The organism is Miniphocaeibacter massiliensis, assembly GCF_900232905.1.
Lineage (GTDB): Bacteria > Bacillota > Clostridia > Tissierellales > Peptoniphilaceae > Miniphocaeibacter > Miniphocaeibacter massiliensis.
In genome coordinates this window covers 371,908-390,643 of sequence record NZ_OCTQ01000002.1, presented here as the reverse complement: position 1 = coordinate 390,643, position 18,736 = coordinate 371,908, and the positions used below count along the sequence as shown (strand labels likewise).

The 18,736-nt window shown below is 26.3% G+C and carries 19 protein-coding genes; 18 read left to right on the top strand and 1 reads right to left on the bottom strand.

Annotation, left to right across the window (positions count from 1 at the left end; genetic code table 11):
• Window positions 1-7 precede the first annotated feature (7 nt).
• The 7 genes from CS899_RS06000 to CS899_RS05970 all read left to right on the top strand — a co-directional run bounded on the left by CS899_RS06000 (window position 8) and on the right by CS899_RS05970 (window position 6,379).
• Entirely contained in the window at window positions 8-973 is a 966-nt protein-coding gene (locus tag CS899_RS06000; protein ID WP_100065260.1) for a D-cysteine desulfhydrase family protein, read from the top strand.
• Window positions 974-977: 4 nt separating this feature from the next.
• Window positions 978-2,177, top strand: coding sequence for a MalY/PatB family protein (locus CS899_RS05995; protein WP_164995870.1), 1,200 nt, complete (start codon window positions 978-980; stop codon window positions 2,175-2,177).
• Window positions 2,178-2,268: 91 nt separating this feature from the next.
• On the top strand, window positions 2,269-2,811 hold the full coding sequence (locus tag CS899_RS05990; RefSeq protein WP_100065258.1) for a MarR family transcriptional regulator: 543 nt from the start codon (window positions 2,269-2,271) through the stop codon (window positions 2,809-2,811).
• A gap of 109 nt (window positions 2,812-2,920) precedes the next feature.
• Window positions 2,921-3,553: a TetR/AcrR family transcriptional regulator gene (locus CS899_RS05985; protein WP_100065257.1), complete on the top strand. Its 633-nt coding sequence runs from the start codon at window positions 2,921-2,923 to the stop codon at window positions 3,551-3,553.
• Between the two features lie 159 nt (window positions 3,554-3,712).
• Complete coding sequence (locus CS899_RS05980; RefSeq protein ID WP_100065256.1) at window positions 3,713-4,468, top strand: ABC transporter ATP-binding protein; 756 nt, start codon at window positions 3,713-3,715, stop codon at window positions 4,466-4,468.
• On the top strand, window positions 4,428-5,132 hold the full coding sequence (locus CS899_RS05975; protein WP_100065255.1) for a hypothetical protein: 705 nt from the start codon (window positions 4,428-4,430) through the stop codon (window positions 5,130-5,132). The genes CS899_RS05980 and CS899_RS05975 overlap by 41 nt, the downstream gene beginning before the upstream one ends.
• On the top strand, window positions 5,132-6,379 hold the full coding sequence (locus CS899_RS05970; RefSeq protein WP_100065254.1) for an MFS transporter: 1,248 nt from the start codon (window positions 5,132-5,134) through the stop codon (window positions 6,377-6,379). Before CS899_RS05975 ends, CS899_RS05970 begins: the two co-directional genes overlap by 1 nt.
• 40 nt (window positions 6,380-6,419) lie before the next feature.
• Here CS899_RS05970 and CS899_RS05965 read toward each other — a convergent pair whose 3' ends face one another.
• Entirely contained in the window at window positions 6,420-6,794 is a 375-nt protein-coding gene (locus tag CS899_RS05965) for a class II SORL domain-containing protein (RefSeq protein WP_100065253.1), read from the bottom strand.
• 150 nt (window positions 6,795-6,944) lie between these two features.
• On the opposite strand from CS899_RS05965, the gene CS899_RS05960 reads away from it, so the two are divergent.
• From CS899_RS05960 to CS899_RS05910, 11 genes are all read left to right on the top strand, one after another.
• Window positions 6,945-8,075, top strand: a complete 1,131-nt coding sequence (locus tag CS899_RS05960; RefSeq protein WP_100065252.1) for a THUMP domain-containing class I SAM-dependent RNA methyltransferase — start codon at window positions 6,945-6,947, stop codon at window positions 8,073-8,075.
• A gap of 20 nt (window positions 8,076-8,095) precedes the next feature.
• Window positions 8,096-9,238 (top strand): PP2C family protein-serine/threonine phosphatase, encoded by a 1,143-nt coding sequence (locus CS899_RS05955; RefSeq protein WP_100065251.1) that lies wholly within the window; start codon window positions 8,096-8,098, stop codon window positions 9,236-9,238.
• Window positions 9,234-10,505: a glucose-6-phosphate isomerase gene (locus CS899_RS05950; RefSeq protein WP_422879621.1), complete on the top strand. Its 1,272-nt coding sequence runs from the start codon at window positions 9,234-9,236 to the stop codon at window positions 10,503-10,505. Before CS899_RS05955 ends, CS899_RS05950 begins: the two co-directional genes overlap by 5 nt.
• Before the next feature lie 33 nt (window positions 10,506-10,538).
• On the top strand, window positions 10,539-11,081 hold the full coding sequence (locus CS899_RS05945; RefSeq protein ID WP_164995869.1) for an AI-2E family transporter: 543 nt from the start codon (window positions 10,539-10,541) through the stop codon (window positions 11,079-11,081).
• Between the two features lie 109 nt (window positions 11,082-11,190).
• Entirely contained in the window at window positions 11,191-12,102 is a 912-nt protein-coding gene (locus CS899_RS05940) for a branched-chain amino acid transaminase (protein ID WP_100065248.1), read from the top strand.
• Between the two features lie 80 nt (window positions 12,103-12,182).
• The gene (locus tag CS899_RS05935) at window positions 12,183-14,174 is read left to right on the top strand and encodes an RNA-directed DNA polymerase (protein ID WP_100065247.1); all 1,992 of its coding nucleotides are present in this window, start codon (window positions 12,183-12,185) and stop codon (window positions 14,172-14,174) included.
• Window positions 14,175-14,335: 161 nt separating this feature from the next.
• On the top strand, window positions 14,336-15,136 hold the full coding sequence (locus tag CS899_RS05930; RefSeq protein ID WP_100065246.1) for a histidinol-phosphatase HisJ family protein: 801 nt from the start codon (window positions 14,336-14,338) through the stop codon (window positions 15,134-15,136).
• A gap of 8 nt (window positions 15,137-15,144) precedes the next feature.
• Window positions 15,145-16,149 carry an asparaginase gene (locus tag CS899_RS05925; RefSeq protein WP_100065245.1) on the top strand — a complete coding sequence of 335 codons (1,005 nt, stop codon included), beginning with the start codon at window positions 15,145-15,147 and terminating at the stop codon, window positions 16,147-16,149.
• 117 nt (window positions 16,150-16,266) lie between these two features.
• Entirely contained in the window at window positions 16,267-17,217 is a 951-nt protein-coding gene (locus CS899_RS05920; RefSeq protein ID WP_100065244.1) for a C39 family peptidase, read from the top strand.
• Window positions 17,218-17,224: 7 nt separating this feature from the next.
• The gene (locus CS899_RS05915; RefSeq protein ID WP_100065243.1) at window positions 17,225-17,950 is read left to right on the top strand and encodes a TrmH family RNA methyltransferase; all 726 of its coding nucleotides are present in this window, start codon (window positions 17,225-17,227) and stop codon (window positions 17,948-17,950) included.
• Entirely contained in the window at window positions 17,940-18,617 is a 678-nt protein-coding gene (locus tag CS899_RS05910; RefSeq protein WP_242491877.1) for an HAD family hydrolase, read from the top strand. Before CS899_RS05915 ends, CS899_RS05910 begins: the two co-directional genes overlap by 11 nt.
• Window positions 18,618-18,736: the final 119 nt, after the last annotated feature.

Here is an 18,736-nt window from a genome sequence, read left to right as displayed (position 1 = left end):
GGTATTTATGGAAAAAATTAGCTTAGCGAATTTACCTACACCCATTGTCAAATTAGAAGAATTGAGTAAAGAATATGGTAAAAATATATATTTAAAAAGAGATGATTTTACAGGGACAGAAGTGTCAGGAAATAAGGTTCGAAAACTTGAATATGCAATAGCAGAAGCAATAGAAAATAAATGTGACACTATAATAACTGTTGGAGCTTTACAGTCTAATCATTGTAGAGCTACATCAGCGGTTTGTGCTAAGTTAAACTTAGATTGTCATTTATTGTTAAGAGGAGAAGATTTAGAAGTAGAAGGAAATCTATTTTTAGATTATATGTTAGGATCTAATATTCATATACTAAGAGAAGATAGAGATTTAGAAAAAGAAGCAATTAAGTTATTTAATAAATTAGAGAAACTTGGTAAAAAACCATATATAATTCCAATGGGAGCGTCTAATAAAATTGGAACATATGGATATATAGAAGCATTTAATGAAATTTCAAAATATGAAGAAAAAGAAAAAATAAATTTTGATTTAATTTCTATGGCAGTAGGTTCAGGAGGAACATACAGTGGTATTTGGTATGGAAATTATACTAATAAAACGAATAAAAAAGTATTAGGGTTCTCTGTTAGTTCTTCATCAGTTGAATTTAAAGAAAAGATAATGAATATATTAAAAGAAATAGATAATAATATAGAGAAGTTTGATTCAGTAGAAATAAATGATTTATATGTAGGTGAAGGATATGGCAAAAGTAATAGAGAGGAAATAGAATTTTATTTACATGTAGCAAAAACTGAAGGAATAATTTTAGATCCTTGTTATACTGGCAAAGCTTTCAGAGGATTAATAAAAGAAATACAAGATGGAAATATAAAAGAAGATAATATTTTGTTTATTCATACAGGTGGCTTGATGGGATGGACAAAGGAGCAAAGAAATATGGCTTACAAAATAGTAGATGAAAGAAGTTGATAAAATGAGATATGATTTTGATAGTTATTTGAATAGAAGAGAGACTGGTTCAAGTAAATGGTTAAATATGGATAGTAGAAATCCAAATGTAGATAGAGATGTGGTGCCAATGTCAGTTGCAGATATGGATTTTCTTACTTGTACAGAAATAAATGAAGAGATATGCAATTATGTGAATAGCCAAACGTTAGGCTATTCAAAACCTGTAGACTCTTATTTACAAACAGTAGTAGATTTTTTTAGAGAGCATCATAATTATAGTGCAGAAAAAGATTGGATAGTAACAACTCCAGGAATTGTGTCAGCTTTAGCAACATCAGTTAATGCATTTACGGAGATAGGTGATGAAGTTATAATATTTACACCAGTATATCATCCATTTTACGAAGTTATAGAAGGTCAAAAAAGAGTTATCAAAGAATGCCCATTAATTTATAACAATAATGCTTACTCTATAAATTTTGAATTATTGGAAAAACTGGCATCAAGTTCAAAGGTGAAAATGATATTATTCTGTAATCCTCATAATCCTGGAGGGATAGTTTGGAGTAAAGAAGAATTAATTAGAATAGAAGAAATTGCAGTGAAATACGATTTATTAATAGTTTCTGATGAAATACATTCAGATATAGTATTTAAAGGCAAAAAACATATGGTTTTTGGAAGCATAAGTGAAACTATAGGAGAAAGATGTGTAGTTTGTACAGCAGCATCAAAAACATTTAATATAGCAGGATTGCAGTGTTCAAATATATTTATAAAAAATGAGGATTTAAGAAATGAATTTGTTACAGCAAATGTGAACATTGGCTTAGAAAGAGCAAATATTTTAGGTATGGTGGCTACAAAGGCAGCATATGAAAAAGGACTAAATTGGCTTGATGAAGTAAAAACTATTATAGAAAAAAACAATAATATAGTAGAAAAGTTTTTTAATTCTTATAATAATTTATTCAAGGTTATGAAGCCAGAGGCTAGCTTTTTAACTTGGGTTAATTTTGAAAATCTGGAAATAGAACATGAAGAATTTATGAAGTTTTTAGATATAAAATGTGAGTTTTTTGTTAATGATGGATTATCATTTGGAGAGAATGGAAAGTATTTTATTAGGATAAATACAGGACTTCCTACTAAAAAACTAGAAGAGAATCTAGAAAGATTAAAAAAATATCTAAAAGAATGTTATAATGTTATAAGTAAATAAGTAAGATAGATTAATCCACTATTCTAATAATTAAATTAGAATAGTGGATATTCTTTAATGTACTATAAATATTAGAGAGGGGTATCATGAATTGTACAAGGAAGTTTTATCAGAAATAAATTTAGAAAAGTTAGATAATATAAATCTAGATGAGTTAGAAGAAAAGGAAATAAAAGATTTATATTATACCTTAGATGAATTTAATGAATACATATATCAATTTGTAATAAATTATTATAAATATATTTACAAATCAAAAGATTATGGAACAGACATGAACCTTTCTATGTTAGAAGCACATATCATTACAGATATATCTGATAATCCAGGTATTACAGCTAATATACTTGCTAAAAAATGGGATAAGACACCTGCGTTTATATCTCAAAGGTTGACTAAATTAGAAAAAAATAACCTCATATATAGAGAGCTAAATGAAGAAAATAGGAAGTTTTACAATTTATACTTAACAAAAGAAGGCAAAGATTTTGATTTAAGACATAAAAAATATGATATAAAATCAATAATAAAAACTAACAAAGAACTAATAAAGAAATTTTCAATTGAAGAAATAATTAATATGAGATTTATGTTAAAAGAATATTCAGATATAATTATGAGTGAAAAAGAGTAATATTATATTACTCTTTTTTATTTTCAAATAAATATAGGAAACTTTTTGTTGACAAATTTAGAAACAACACATACAATTAACATACCGATGATATGTAAGAGGTAAAACTATGACAAAAGAAAGAAATCCAGAAAAAACTAAACAGAAAATACTTGATGTAGCAAAAAAAATGTTTTTAGAAAAAGGATATGACAATACATCTATACAAGATATAGTAGATGGACTAGGAGGAATGACAAGAGGTTCTATTTATCACCATTTTAAATCTAAATTTGATATTTTAGATACTATTTTAGAACGGAGTTCTCAAGAAAATTTAAGCTTGTTAGAAGAAGGTGATACAGGCTTAGAAACTCTTAGAAAAGCATTTCTAATGTCTTTAAGAGCACATGAAACTCAATCATTAACAAATTATGCAGTTGTAACATTAAAAAGTCCAAGAATGATAGGTGAACAATTTCTTAATATCTTTGATGTAGTTAGCTATTTGAAACCATATATGAAAAAGGCAATAGAAGATGGATCTATAAAATCTGAATATTTAGAAGAGATAATAGAAATATTATTAATGTATATGAATTTAAGGATAGGATTGTATTTACCAGAAATATCTAAAGAAGATTTTATGAGAAAAATGAAGTTTATTAAAGTAATGCTTGAAAAATTAGATGCTCCAATATTTAATGATGAAGTAATAAAAGAAGCAGAAGAACTCTATGATTATTTACACAGAGAAAAATAGCAAAAAGCTATTTTCTTTTTTACAATTTAACATACCGGTAATATGTTAAATTGATTTTGTTAGTTAAAATAATGGATTTATAAATATATTTTTTTGCGAATTAACATACTGACGATATGTTAATTACAAATATCGGTAATATTAATACAAGGAGAAGTTATGGAAAATAATATTTTAAATGTAGTAAATGTAATAAAATCTTTTGATGGTGAAGAAGTTTTAAAAGGAGTTAATTTAAATTTAAATAGGGGTGAAATTTATGTGTTATTAGGTAAAAATGGAGTAGGGAAATCTACTCTATTTAAAATAATAATTGGACTTATGAAACCCACAATGGGTTTTGTAGAATTTTTAGACAAAGATTTACTATGTTATGAAAATAAACATTTTAGTGAACTTGGTTTTAATATAAATGAACCTAGGTTTTATGAACATCTAACAGCAAGAAAAAATCTTGAAATACATTGTGAATACATGAATTGTAGCAAGGATAAAATAAAATTTTTATTAGAAAAGATGGGACTATCTTACCTTAATGATACTTTAGTTAAAAATTATTCTTTAGGAATGAGACAGAGACTTTCGCTTACAAGATGTTTATTACATGAACCAAAGATGATAGTGATAGATGAGCCTCTTAATGGTTTAGATCCAAAGGGGATTAAAGATTTAAGGCATCTTTTAAAAGAGATTGCAAAAGAAGGAATAACTATTTTAATGTCTAGTCATATCTTATCGGAAGTTGAAAAAATAGCAGATAGAATAGGTGTTTTAAATAGTGGAAATTTAATAGTTGAAGATACAGTAAAAAACTTATTGAAGAATAATGAGGGGAATTTTGAAGATTACATTATAGAAAAAATGGAGGGAAGTCATGAAGTTTGTTACTTTGGAGTTAAGAAAAAACTCTTGTAAACCATATATATTCGCAGATATAGGAATTTTCATTGCAGTATTAGTATTTACATTTTTATTTGCAAGTATACAGTATATTGAGCCAGCAGAAGTTTTACGAGATGATAGTTTAAAGAGTAGCGGATTTATATTAACTATGAGTATAACTATAGCTACAGTTTCATACATTTGTCTGGCAGCCGTTATGAGTGGAAAATTCATTTTAGAAGCTTATAATAGCAATAATATATTTTTAACTTTGTCATATCCAGTAAGTAGAAAAAAGATATTGTTTAGCAAAATATTTTTAGTTAGTTTATTTACAATAATAAGTTTTGTAATGACAATGATTTTAACAATATTAATATTTACAGTAACTAATAATATGTTTAGTATAATGGAGGATAAAATAACTTTAAGTTTATTGATATCTAAAACGCCAATGATTTTATTGTCGTTAGTATTTATAGTTAGTGGTAGTATGTTTTATTTATTAATAGGTTGGATAAAAAAATCATTACCTTTAGTAATAATTACAGCAGTTATTTTTGGTAGCATTTTTAGTAATCTATTAGGTTTTGATTCATTAGCTATACTATCGGTGTTTACTATTGTAATATTTAGTTTAGGTTTAGTTTCAATAGTTATTTTGAATAATAAAATAGCAAAACTTGAGGTAGAATAATGAAATTATTAAATAAAAATTTTCTATTTCTTGTAGGGAGTCAATTATTTTCTGTATTTGGTACAGCAATAGCACAATTTGCAATATCTTTATATGTTTTAGACAAAACTGGATCAATGGGGATATTTAGTATAGTATTATCTCTTTCAATGGTATCAAGAGTATTATTTCTTCCATTTGGTGGAATTGTAGCTGATAGGCTAAAAAAAAGGAAACTAATGATAGCTATGGATTTTTCATATTTAATTATGACAATTGGGTTAAGTATAGGAGTTGTGCTAGAAAATAGTATCTTAGTATTGGGAATAATATCAATATTACTAGGTGTAGTTTCCTCCTTGGAAACACCAGTGGTACAGTCAGCGATACCATTAGTTTGTAAGAGTGAAGATATACCACAAGCAAATGGAATAATAAATTCTATTGCTATGTTATCTAATTTATTAGCACCGGTATTGGCAAGTGTAATTTACAATTTCCAAAAAGCGTACATAGTATTTATAGTAAGTTCCATTTGTTTCTTATTTGCTGTAATATGTGAAATTTTATTAAAAATAGAACAAGAGAATATAAAAAATATTAACGGAAAAATTATGAAAATAGTATATCTTGATACTAAAGAAACTATTACATATTTAAAAGAAAATGTAATAATAGCAAAGATAGGAAGTATCACGTTTCTACTAAACTTGTTTATATCTTCTTTTATAAATGTAGTAATTCCTTTTACAGCAAGAGTAGTATGGGAAGTTAGTGATGAGAGTTTTGGAGTTATGAATATGATGTTTTCTGTTGGAGGATTGGGAGGAAGTATATTAGTGTCAGTTTTAGCAAAGAAAATATCAGGGAGAGATATATCTAAGATGCTTGTGTTAAATAGCTTTATATTTTTAAGCTTAATATTTGCATATATTGGAATATTTGATAAAAATATTTCATTTTGGATAGTGACAATTATAACATCAATATTACTAGGTGTTTTTACTATGATTTCTGTACAGTTAATATCGTATATTCAAATGGTTACAAATAACGAAATATTAGGAAGAGTAATGTCCTTTATAATGATGATATCAATGCTAGCAATGCCTGTAGGACAATTATTTTTTGGAAGTTTGCAGAAATTTACAAGTGGTGGAGAAATAGCAGTTATAATTGGAGCAATAAGTTTAATCTCTATTATTATTTCGGTTTTTTCAAATAAAATATTTAACAATGTTAATTTAAAAGATGATATATTAGAATAATAAAAAAAGACCAGTGCTACTGGTCTTTTAGTTTGTTTAATTATGCTTCAATAGTTATATCAACTTCACTTGTCCATAAGCCATGAATGTTACAATAACTTGTAGAAATTAATTTTCCACATTTATTTAATTTTAATTTAGTAACAACTTTAGGTGAAGTTAATGCTTCAGCTTCTCCATGTGCAGAGAAATCATAATTTCCAATTTCAACTGGAAGCTTAGCATCTTTAGGTAAGTAATATAATTTAACCCAAACTATATGATGTTCAAAAGTGTTAGGATGTTCTATTTCTTTTCCAACTTGAACAGCTACTTCAAATTCTTCTCCTGCTTTAACTGTAGTTGGTGCATCTATTGCTGGAACATGTTTTTCGCCTTTCCAGTCTGCTGTTTGATATAAATTTCCTATTGACATATTAATATCCCCCTGTAATTAAATTTTAATTAGGTATAATACCTACACTCAATATATACCTAATTTATAGGACTTAAAACAATAAAAATAAATAAAAATATAATTGTCTAATATTTTGATATAATTATTAAGTATAGAAGGATGTGTGATATGGAATTTAATATAATAGCTACTACAACTTTTGGTTTAGAAGCTGTAGTAAAGAGAGAATTACAGGATTTAGGTTATAGCAATATAAAGGTTTCAGATGGAAAATTAGAAATTCAAGGAAATGAAGAAGATATTGCTATTTTAAATATTAACTTAAGATGTGCAGAAAGAGTTTTAATAAAGTTTGGAGAATTTAAAGCTACAACATTTGATGAATTATTTGAAAAAACTAAGGCACTTCCATGGGAAAATATAATTCCAGAAGATGGAGAATTTCCAGTAGATGGAAAAAGTATTAAGTCAAAATTGTTTAGTATTTCAGATAGTCAAGCGATAGTAAAAAAAGCAATAGTTGAAAGATTAAAAAAACATTATAAAATTGATTGGTTTAAAGAAACGGGTTCAAAGTATAAAATAGAAGTAAGCTTATTAAAAGATATAGCAACACTTACAATAGATACATCAGGAGATGGGTTACACAAAAGAGGATATAGGGATAGGGCAGGAGATGCTCCCCTAAAAGAGACTTTAGCGGCAGCGATGATTAAGTTATCTTATTGGAATCCAGAAAGGACTTTGTACGATCCTTTTTGTGGATCGGGGACTATTCTTATAGAAGCGGCTATGATAGGGAAAAATATTGCCCCAGGTATAGATAGAGATTTTATTTCGCAAGACTGGGAAATAATAGGAAAAGAAATTTACAAAAAACAAAGAAAAATAGCTTTAGGCAAAATTGACCACAATGTAAAACTTCGTTTACTAGGCTCTGATGTAGATAAGAGATCCATATTGAGGGCTAGAGATAACGCTGAAAATATTGGAGTAAATGAAGATATTCAATTTTTCATGAAAGATATGATGGATGTTGATTTACATTGGGATTATGGTGTAGTTATAACTAATCCGCCATATGGTGAGAGAATGGGTGAAAAAGAAGAAATAGAACGATTATATAAAGATTTTGGAAAGAAATTTAAAGAATTTCCTACTTGGTCGGTATATTTAATAACTAGTAATGAAAATTTTGAAAAACTATATGGCAAAAAGGCTGATAGAAAAAGAAAACTTTATAATGGAAGAATAAAAGTGGATTATTATCAATTCTATGGTCCAAGACCACCTAGATAAAATATAGAATGGAGTAAATTATGGTAAAAGGAAAGCCTCTTGCAAGAAAAAATTCAGAACATATCAATTATAAAAGCATCATGTTTCCTTGTGAATATTTATCAGATTGGATAAGAATGATAGATACAGAAGGTACTATAATTTATCAAAATCAGATTATGATAGAAGAATGTGGAAATTTGATAGGAAAGAATTCTTATATAGAAGATAGTCATGATTTAGGAATACCAGCTGGTGTTAAATTAGAAAAATTTAAAGATAAAGATATTGTAACTAGAGAATTAGAATTTGATGATGAGATATTTTTTGTAAGAAGCACATTAGTATATGATGAAAATGAAAAGGTAATAGCTATTGTAGAAGATTTTCGAAATATAACTTCAGAAGTAATAGCAATTAAAAGCCTAGAGCATAACGCTAGAAAAAATCGAAAAGAACTCGATGCAGCAAGAAATATTCAAAGAGGGATACTTCCAGAAAAAGGTAACCACAATGGACTTCTAGTCGAGTATAAGTATATTCCTTCTCAATTTTTGTCAGGTGATATGTTTGATGTAATAAAAATAGATGACCATAGAGTTGGAGTATACATAGCAGATGTTGTGGGTCATGGACTATCTTCGTCTTTAATTACTATGTTTATAAGGCAAACTGTAAGATATTTAATTAAGGGAAAGAAAATTGCAAATCCCAATAAAGTACTTAGAAATTTAATAGCAAGATTTGAAGAATTACAACTAGCGGATAATATATATTTCACAATTTTTTATGGAGTATTTGATACTAGGACAAATGAATATAAATATGCAAATGCAGGTCACAATGCCATACCTATAAAAATTGGAATTGATGGAAAAATAGAATTATTAGAAGGCAAAGGACTTCCGATATCTCTTATATTCACTAAAGGTAAATATGTAGAAAATACGATTAATTTACAAAAAGGAGAAAGAATTTTGTTTTATACTGATGGTATTACAGAAACAAAAGACTATTTCAATGAGCTATTTGGAATAGATAATTTAATAAATACAATAAAAAAGAATAATTTAAATTTATTAGATGATATTGTGAACTCTGTATCGATGTATAGATGGGGAGCTCAAGAAGATGATATAGCCTTGTTGTTAATTGAAAGGGTGGAAGGTAAAGATGTCGATTAAGCTAGATTTATCAAATACATTTGGAGAAGAGAAAATTGAATGTATTAAAGATAGATCTTTGGAAGCTCTTGACAAGATATTAAATAAGTCAGGAGAAGGGAGTAAGTTTTTAGGTTGGGTAGATATACCAACTAATTATGATATAGAAGAATACGAAAAAATAAAAGAATGTGCTAAAAAAGTAAAAGAATCTTCAGAGGTTTTTGTAGTAGTTGGGGTAGGAGGAAGTTACTTAGGTAGTAGAGCAATAGACAATTCTTTAAAACCTTACTTTAGTAATAATAAAGAAGTAGAGTTAATATATGCAGGGCACCAACTTAGTTCTACATATATGTATGAACTTTTAGAATATTTGAAAGATAAAGACTATAGTATAAATGTAATATCAAAGTCGGGTAATACTATGGAACCAGCTATAGCCTTTAGAATATTAAAAGATAATATAGAAAAAAAATATGGAAAAGAAGAAGCCAGAAAAAGAATATTTATTACCACAGATGAATCAGAAGGTATTCTTAAAAAAATTGCAGATACTGAGGAATATGAAACATTTGTTATTCCTTACAATATAGGTGGAAGATTTTCTGTGTTTACAGCTGTGGGATTATTTCCGTTGGCTGTGTCAGGTGTAAATATAGACAAGCTGATTTATGGCGCAAGAATTGGCAAGGATAAGTATACAACTTATTCATTTGAAGAAAACATAGCATTAAAATATGCTACATTAAGAACTTATTTACACGATAGCGGGAGAATCATAGAAAATCTTGTAATATATGAAAAAAGAATGAAATATATTTCGGAATGGTGGAAACAGTTATATGCTGAATCAGAGGGTAAAGATGGTGTAGGACTTTTTCCTGTATCATCAATATTTACTACAGATTTACATTCTTTGGGACAAATTATACAAGATGGAAGAAAGAATATCTTTGAAACGGTTATTTCAATAAAAAATCCAGATAAAGATATATTAATAGAAGAAACTAAAGATAATTTGGATATGTTAAATTATTTATCAGGAAAATCAATAGACTATATAAACAAGAAAGCTATGTATGGAACTATATTTGCACATTCAGAAGGTAGTGTACCAAATATTATTTTAGAAATAGATAAGTTAGATGAAGAAAATATTGGAGAATTACTTTATTTTTTTGAAATGTCAGTAGCAGTTTCAGGGTATATGTTAAATGTAAACCCTTTTGATCAACTTGGAGTAGAAAAATATAAAAGAAAAGTTATGGAGTTATTAAAAAAATCTTAATATTGGATTTTTATAGCCATGAAAGGAAGACATATGAAAATCATAAACTATATAAAAGTATATTTTGACGAAATACTTATTAAAACTAAGAGAAATATGTTTGCTTTTTTTAAGTTTTTGTCTTTATTTACATTAATAAGCATAGTGATAACATTTATAGGTTTTAAGATAATAGGAATTGATAATTCAGTATTAAAATCTATATTTGCAGGGGTTTTTAGTTTTTTTCCATTAATAGGTTCAGGTGTAGTTTTTATACCTTGGATTATAGTAAAACTTTTTTTATCAGGAAAAGTACTAGCTATTGAACTATCTATCTTATTTACAATATTAATAATAGCAAGGCAGATAATTGAACCATTTTTAAAGGGAATAACTATTAATCTAAGACCTGCGATAAGCTTTATAATATTTATAATTTCATATCTAATAAATCATACTAAAGGTGCTTTAATAGGAATGGTATTGGTATTTATATTAAGTGTCATTTTTGAATTATTAGATATAGAAAAATATGTTTTAAGGCATAAAAGGAGAGTATTAAAGGAACATCAAGAAGACAACTATAAAGCGTAGTAGTCTTTTTTTATAAAAATTAAGTTATAAATTTGCAAATATGAAGAAAAAGTTATATGATATTACTCATAATAAATTTAACATAGTAAAGAACAACAGGAGGGTGTAAATGACACAAAAAGTATTTTATCAAGGGAAAATAGTAGATGAATCATCAGTAAGCATAAGCTTAAGATCAAAAGCTTTTAATTATGGTTTAGCTTGTTTCGAAGGAATTAGAGCTTACTGGGATGACGAAACACAACAATTATATGGTTTTTGTATGAAAGAGCATTATGATAGATTATTGGAATCCTGTAAGTGTTTAAATATGGAAATACCTTATACTTCAGAAGAATTGTGTAATTATACAATTGAATTATTGAAAGCTAATAATTGCAAAACTACTACATATATTAGACCAGTTGTATATAAGGGAGCAGAAACATTAAAACCATCTTTGATAGAGATGGACGATAGAATAGTTATTTATACTCAACCGTTAGATTCTTATTCAGGAAAAGAAGAACTTAGAGTAGCAGTTTCTAGTTGGAGAAGAATATCAGATACTTCATTACCACCTAGAACAAAAGCTACAGCAGGCTATTTAAACTCGGCATTAGCAGGACTAGAAGTAATAAGTAAAGGATATGATGAAGCAATTTTTTTAACTAATGCAGGGTATGTTTGTGAGGGGCCAGGAGAAAACATCTTTTTTGTAAAAAATGGAAAACTTTTGACACCACCCCCTTCAGATGATATTTTGGAAGGAATAACTAGAGGTTTAGTTATGAAACTTGCAGAGGAAGAATTAGGAATAGAAGTAGTGGAAAGATCTATGGCTAGAACTGAATTATATAATAGTCAAGAAGTATTTTTCTCAGGAACAGCAATGGAAGTAACAGCAGTTGTAGAGGCAGATGATAGAAAAATAGGGACAGGTAAACAAGGTGAAGTTTGCAAAAAATTAAAAGATTTATTTAAGCAAGTTGGTGTTGGAAAAATAGAAAAATACAAATATTTAACTATGCCAGTGTGGTAAAAGAGATGAAGTAAACTTCATCTCTTTTATATTTGAATAATGATATAATATATTTATTATAATTGTATTGGAGAAATAATATGGAATTCTTTTCCTTTGAGAATTTTGACTTAGCCTATAAACGTATAAAAAATATGCAAAAATCTTTTTATAAAGATATGTATATTGAAGATTTTTTAGCTTTTGAGTTGGAATATGTTAAAAATATAAATGCAATATTAAAATTGTTAGAAGAAGATGTTTATGAACCAAGTGAAGTTAATATTTTCTATTCACCAAAGAAAAATGGTTTAAGTAGAAAATTCACATTATTAAATTTAATAGATTTAATTATATATCAAGCAATATTAAACATTATAGTAGATCAAGTTTATAATCAAATAGAGGTTAATTTTAATACTCAATGTTTTGGAAATATTATGATAAAAACAGATGATGAAAACAATCAATTCATAACTAAAAAATGGAAATATCAATGGAATAATTTTGATAAGCAATGTAAAATATATTTTTCAAGGGGATATAAATATGTTGTAAAATTAGATGTGGCATCTTTTTATGATACCATTAATCACAGCATTTTAAGACAAATATTAGAAGAATATGAGGTTGAAGGTCATTTAATAGAGTTACTCTTATTATTATTGAAAGAATTTTCGAAAAATAATAATGATTTTTTTGTATCAAAAACTGATATTGCAATTCCTCAAGGTCCAGATACATCTTCAGTATTATCAGAAATTTTTTTAAGTAAATTAGATTATTTTATAATGGAGAAATTAAGTGTAAAAAATTTTAGGTACATACGATATTCTGATGATATAATAATTTTCTCTAAAAATAAAAAAGTAGCTAAATTGATGTTAGCATATACAGAATTTGCTATAAAATCTTTGGGATTAAATATACAGATGGATAAATTTAGCTTTGAAGAAGAATTGAACAATAAAAATATTAAAACAAAAGAATTTTCAAATATAACTAAAGAGTATAAGAAAAATTATAAGATAAAATCAAAACAGCATAAAAAGCTTAAGAAAAAGTTAATAGAGTCTATAAATAACGATATAAATAAAACAATAATAAAATTTTCATTATATAAATTAAATAAAGATGATGAAATTAAAAGCATATTAATATCTAATATAGAAAATATGGATAATTTTATAGAGCCGATAATATATTATTTAAATAAGTATTATAAAGAAGATTTAGAAGTTATAGAAATATTAGAGAACTATCTAAATGAAGAACAAGTATATAATTATAATAAAGCTTATATTTATTTAAATTTTAGTGGATTAAGATATAAAAATATAAAATTTAATAATGAACAATTAATTAATAATCAAGATGAGAGAAATTGGTTAAAAATATTAGGTATAGTTAAATGGATTAGCAAAATAGGAAAATTTGATAAAATTAATAGACTAACTTTTGAAAATTATTATTTGGTAAGAGAATCAATATTAAATGAAAGCAGTGACTTTTACTTGAAGAAGTATTTAGAAAATGAAAATTCGATGTTAGCATTAAATGCATACTATAAATTTAATGGAAAAGCTGAATTACAATTTAATGATAATTATAATAGTTTTATTAAAAATATTATTAAAGATGAAATAAGTATTAAGGATTTAGTAAATGAGGAATTTTATAGTATTTTTAACATGTACATTCCAAATGAAATAATACAAGATATGACAAAAGAAAAGATGAAACAATTAATAGAACAATTAAAGTTTCATAAGGATATAAAAAATACATCTACATCAATACAAGCATTAAGTAATATTATTTTGATGATATTAGAAATAGTAGTTAAAACTAAATTAGGAAAGACTAATTTGAATAATGAAGCAGATTATATAAATTCATTAAAACCTGAATATTTAATATCATATAATATTTTTTATAGATTTTATAAAACAAGAAATACAAAAACAACGGCTCATATATATGGTGCTGACAAGAAAAGTGTTAGTGAGGTTATGAATGTAGAAGAATATAAAAAAATGTTAAAAAATTGGAATATAAGAAATGGGTTTAAGCAATTATTTAATAGTTATTAATATAATGAACAATTAAAACTATTAATTTAATAAATTAGAGTTGAAAAATATAAATATTTAACTATGCCAGTTTGGTAAAAGATGAAGAAATACTTCATCTTTTTTTTTGTTCAATTAGTAGTATAATGAATATGTAAATTATTAAATAAAAAGGAGTTAAAATGATAGACTTACATAATCATTCAGAATTTTCTTTTGACTCAAATACACCAATCGAAGAAAATATAAAGGCTGCTATAGAAAAAGGATTAAAATATATTTCTGTAACAGACCATATGGATTTAATTAAAGTTACAGATGATTATAGAGACCATACAGATATAGAAGGATATTTTGAAAAAATAAATTTATTAAAGGATAGTAGCAAAAAAAATATTAAAACACTATCTGGTATTGAAGTAGGAATTCAAAAAGAAACAGCAATGCAGAATGACGAAATAACTTCTAATTATAATTTTGATTTTATAATAGGTTCAGTTCACAGCTTAAAAGAAGAAGATATTTACTTTGCTGATCTATACAATAGATACAATTCAAAGGATTTATTTAAATTGTATTATTCAGAAATGTATAAAGCAGTAAAAGATACTAAAAACTTTGATGTACTAGGACATATGGATTATATAGATAGATATGCACCAAATTCAAGCAGGGTTCCAAATATCGAAGATAATAAAGAAATGATATTTGAAATATTAAAATATTTAATATCGAATGGTAAAGGTATAGAAGTTAACACAGCAGGGATTAGACAAGGATTAAGTTATATGCATCCAACAATAGAAATACTAAAATGGTATAAGGAATTGAATGGAGAAATAATAACCATTGGTTCAGATGCACATATAAAAGAAGATATTGGAGCTGGTGTATTTGATGCTTGTAAAATGTTAGAGGAATTAGGTTATAGTGGTATATATGTTTTTGAGAAAAGAATTCCAAAAAAATTATATTTTAAATAAGGTGAGAGATGAAAAAAATTTTAATTATATCTACAGGAGGAACAATAGCTTCTGTAAAAAAAGAGAATGGACTAGCACCAGGTATAACATCTAAAGAACTGTTAGAATTTTTAAATATTGAAATAAAGAATATAGAGATAGATACAGTAGATTTATTAAATATCGATAGTACAGATATAAGAGTAGAAAATTGGCTGTTAATAGCAAAGAAAATAGAAGAAAAATATGATTTTTATGATGGATTTGTAATAACTCACGGAACAGATACTTTGGCATATACAGCTGCAGCATTATCTTACTTAATACAAAATTCTAGAAAACCTATAGTAATAACAGGAGCACAGAAGTCTATAAGTAATGAAATTACAGATGCAAAACTTAACTTAGTAGATAGTATCACATATGCTTGTGATGATAGGTCAAATAATGTAGTGATAGTTTTTAATGGTAAGGTAATAGCAGGAACAAGAGGAAGAAAAGAAAAGACGAAGAGTTATGATGCATTTTCAAGTTTAAATTTTCCTAATTTAGCAATAGTACAAGAATCTAGGGTAGTAAGATTTATAAAATATGAAGAAAGAGCAGAGAAACCAGTATTTTATCATGAATTGAATAAATCGGTATATTTATTGAAACTCATACCTACCATAGAAGGGGATATTTTAGATTATATATTTGAAAAATATGATTGTATTATAATAGAAAGTTATGGGGTAGGAGGAATACCAAAACATATATTTGATAATTTCAAAAAACTTTCAAAAAAATATTCTGGTAGCAAAGTAATAATAATTACAACACAAGTTCCTATGGAAGGTTCAGATTTAATGGTATATGAAGTAGGACAAAGATTAAAAGATGAGCTAAGCATTATGGAATCATTCGACATGACTATAGAGGCAACTGTTGTAAAACTTATGTGGGCTATGTCAGAAAGTAAAGGTAACTATAAAAAATTAAGAGAATTATATAATACAGAAATAAATTATGATACACTATATAACATGTTTTAAATACCAAAATAAAAAAGGGAATTATTTAATTCTCTTTTTTATTTTAGTATTTCCATATGATAATATTATGCAAAATATATTGATATGTAGTAAAATATTATCTTGAGGAGAGGATAAATGAACAAAAGAAAAACAAATATTCAAAAAATGAAAAATAGACGAAGAAAAGTTTTGAAAAATAGGATTTTCTTAATAGTGTTTTTCATAATATTGATTTTTGTAATAAAAAATATATGGTCATTGAGAGATGACAAGAAAAATGAAGATAAGTTTTATAATCTTATAGGTACAGATAAAAGACCTAATGAAATAATAGAAAAACCCACAGAAACTACAGAGCCTATTACAGATAGTACTACATCAGAATCTAATAAAGGGAAAGATGAAAATGAGTGGAAAAAAGCTGTAAAGCAAGCGATATCTAAAAATTCAAATGCTCAGATAGTTTTTGATAATTTTGATAGTCTACCTGAAGATTTAAAAAGAATGTCGGGAACTAATCCGGATACTATAGATTTTGTTGCTAAATATGCAGATTACTCCATAGAGTATAAATATGATTATCCAGATAAGATATATGATGATATGGACTATCCTTACTACATTCAATGGGATCAAAAATGGGGCTATCAAAAGTATGGAACAGGGATTATAGGAAATGCTGGTTGTGCACCAACATCTTTATCAATGATGCTATCAGGTATAAAAAATAGGAAAGTAACACCAGATGAAATAGCTAAATTAGTTGAAGAAAATGGGCATACTGGAGATTATGGTACAAATTGGGATGTTTATCCTTTTATTGCGAAAGAATATAATTTAGAGGTTACACAGGTTCCAAATGATTTAAATTCTATTAAGAAGCAATTAGACAAAGGTAGCCCAATAATAATTTCAGTAGGACCTGGAACATTTACTTCGGTTTCTCATGTAATGTTAATAGTTGGATATGATAATAATAATAGATTAAAAATATATGATCCAAACAATTTACAAAATTCTGAAAAAACTTGGAAATTTTCAAGCTTTAGCAAAGAAATAAAGAATATGTGGGCATATAGTAAGTAGGGGAATTATGGAAAAGTTAAAACAGTATAAAAAAGATTTTAACTACTCTTATACTTTAGGACCATTTCCAACATTTGAATTGATAAAACACAAGGGAAAAGTAGTAGATAGAGTTATTTTGTCAGAAGATTTCAATGAAATTGACAAAATAACTAACTTATTAAAACAAAAGAATATACCATATTATTTTGAACCTAAGACATTAGATAGAATAGGAAATAAAAAGAAAATATTTGTAGCAGGGGTATTTAACAAATACGAAGAAAATATTTTAGAAGGAAATCATTTAGTTCTAGATAATATAAGTGATATGGGAAATTTAGGAACCATAGTGAGAACTATGGTTGCTTTTGATATAAAGGATCTTGCATTAATAGGCAATTCTTGTGATATTTTCAATCCTAAAGTTGTAAGAGGAAGTATGGGAGCATTATTTAATATTAGATTTCAATATTTTAATAATATAAATGATTATAAAGACAAATTTAAAAATAATTTATATGCATTTATGCTAAGTGAAAAATCTAAAAACATATCGGAAATTTGTATAAAAGAATCTTTTTCTTTGATTTTTGGAAATGAAGGTTCAGGGCTTGGGAAAGATTATGAAACAGAAGATATAAATAAGGTAATAATTGAGCAAAGTGAGAATGTAGATTCTTTAAACTTGACAATAGCAGCAGGAATAGGTATGTATAATGCAAAAATGAGGAAGGCAAAAGATGATGTTTAAAGCTTATGTATTTGACTTGGATGGAACTATAATAGATAGTATTAAAATGATATCATCTTGTTTTAATGATGAACTTAAGAAGATAAGTATCAAACCTTTGGAAGAAAATTTGTTTAATTATTTCGTAGGAGATGGGCCTAAAGTATTAGTAGATAAAGCTTTTGAATATATAGCAAATAGAGATAATACTAATTATGATAAAGTGAAATTAACAAGATTAAAGGATGATTTTCTTAAGAATTATTTAGAGAGTTATAATAATGTAGATGATAATTATAGCACATTGTATCCTGGAATAAAGGAATCTTTAGAATACTTAAAAAGAAATAATAAAAAATTAGCTATTTGTACAAATAAGCCGTTGAAAGCAACTAAAAATGTTTTAAAGATTAATTTTGGAGAAAATTATTTCGACTATGTAATAGGATTAGAAGATGAAACTAAAAAGAAACCAGATCCATATATGATGAACAGGATAATGAAAGAATTAAATCTTAAATGCAAAGACATAGCATATTTTGGAGATACATCTACGGATATGCTAACAGCGAAAAATGTTAATGTCTATGCTGTAGGAGTACTGTGGGGCTTTAGAGAAAAAGAAGAATTAATAGAGTTTGGAGCAGATAAAATTATATCTGACCCATTAGATATAATGAAAATATAAATAATTTATTTAAATAAAATTAGAAAAATAATTAATAAATAGAAAAAGCAGACAGGGGAGTCTGCTTTTTTATTTTTCGTATGGATAGGGGGTCCACACTAGATATTCAATTACAAGGG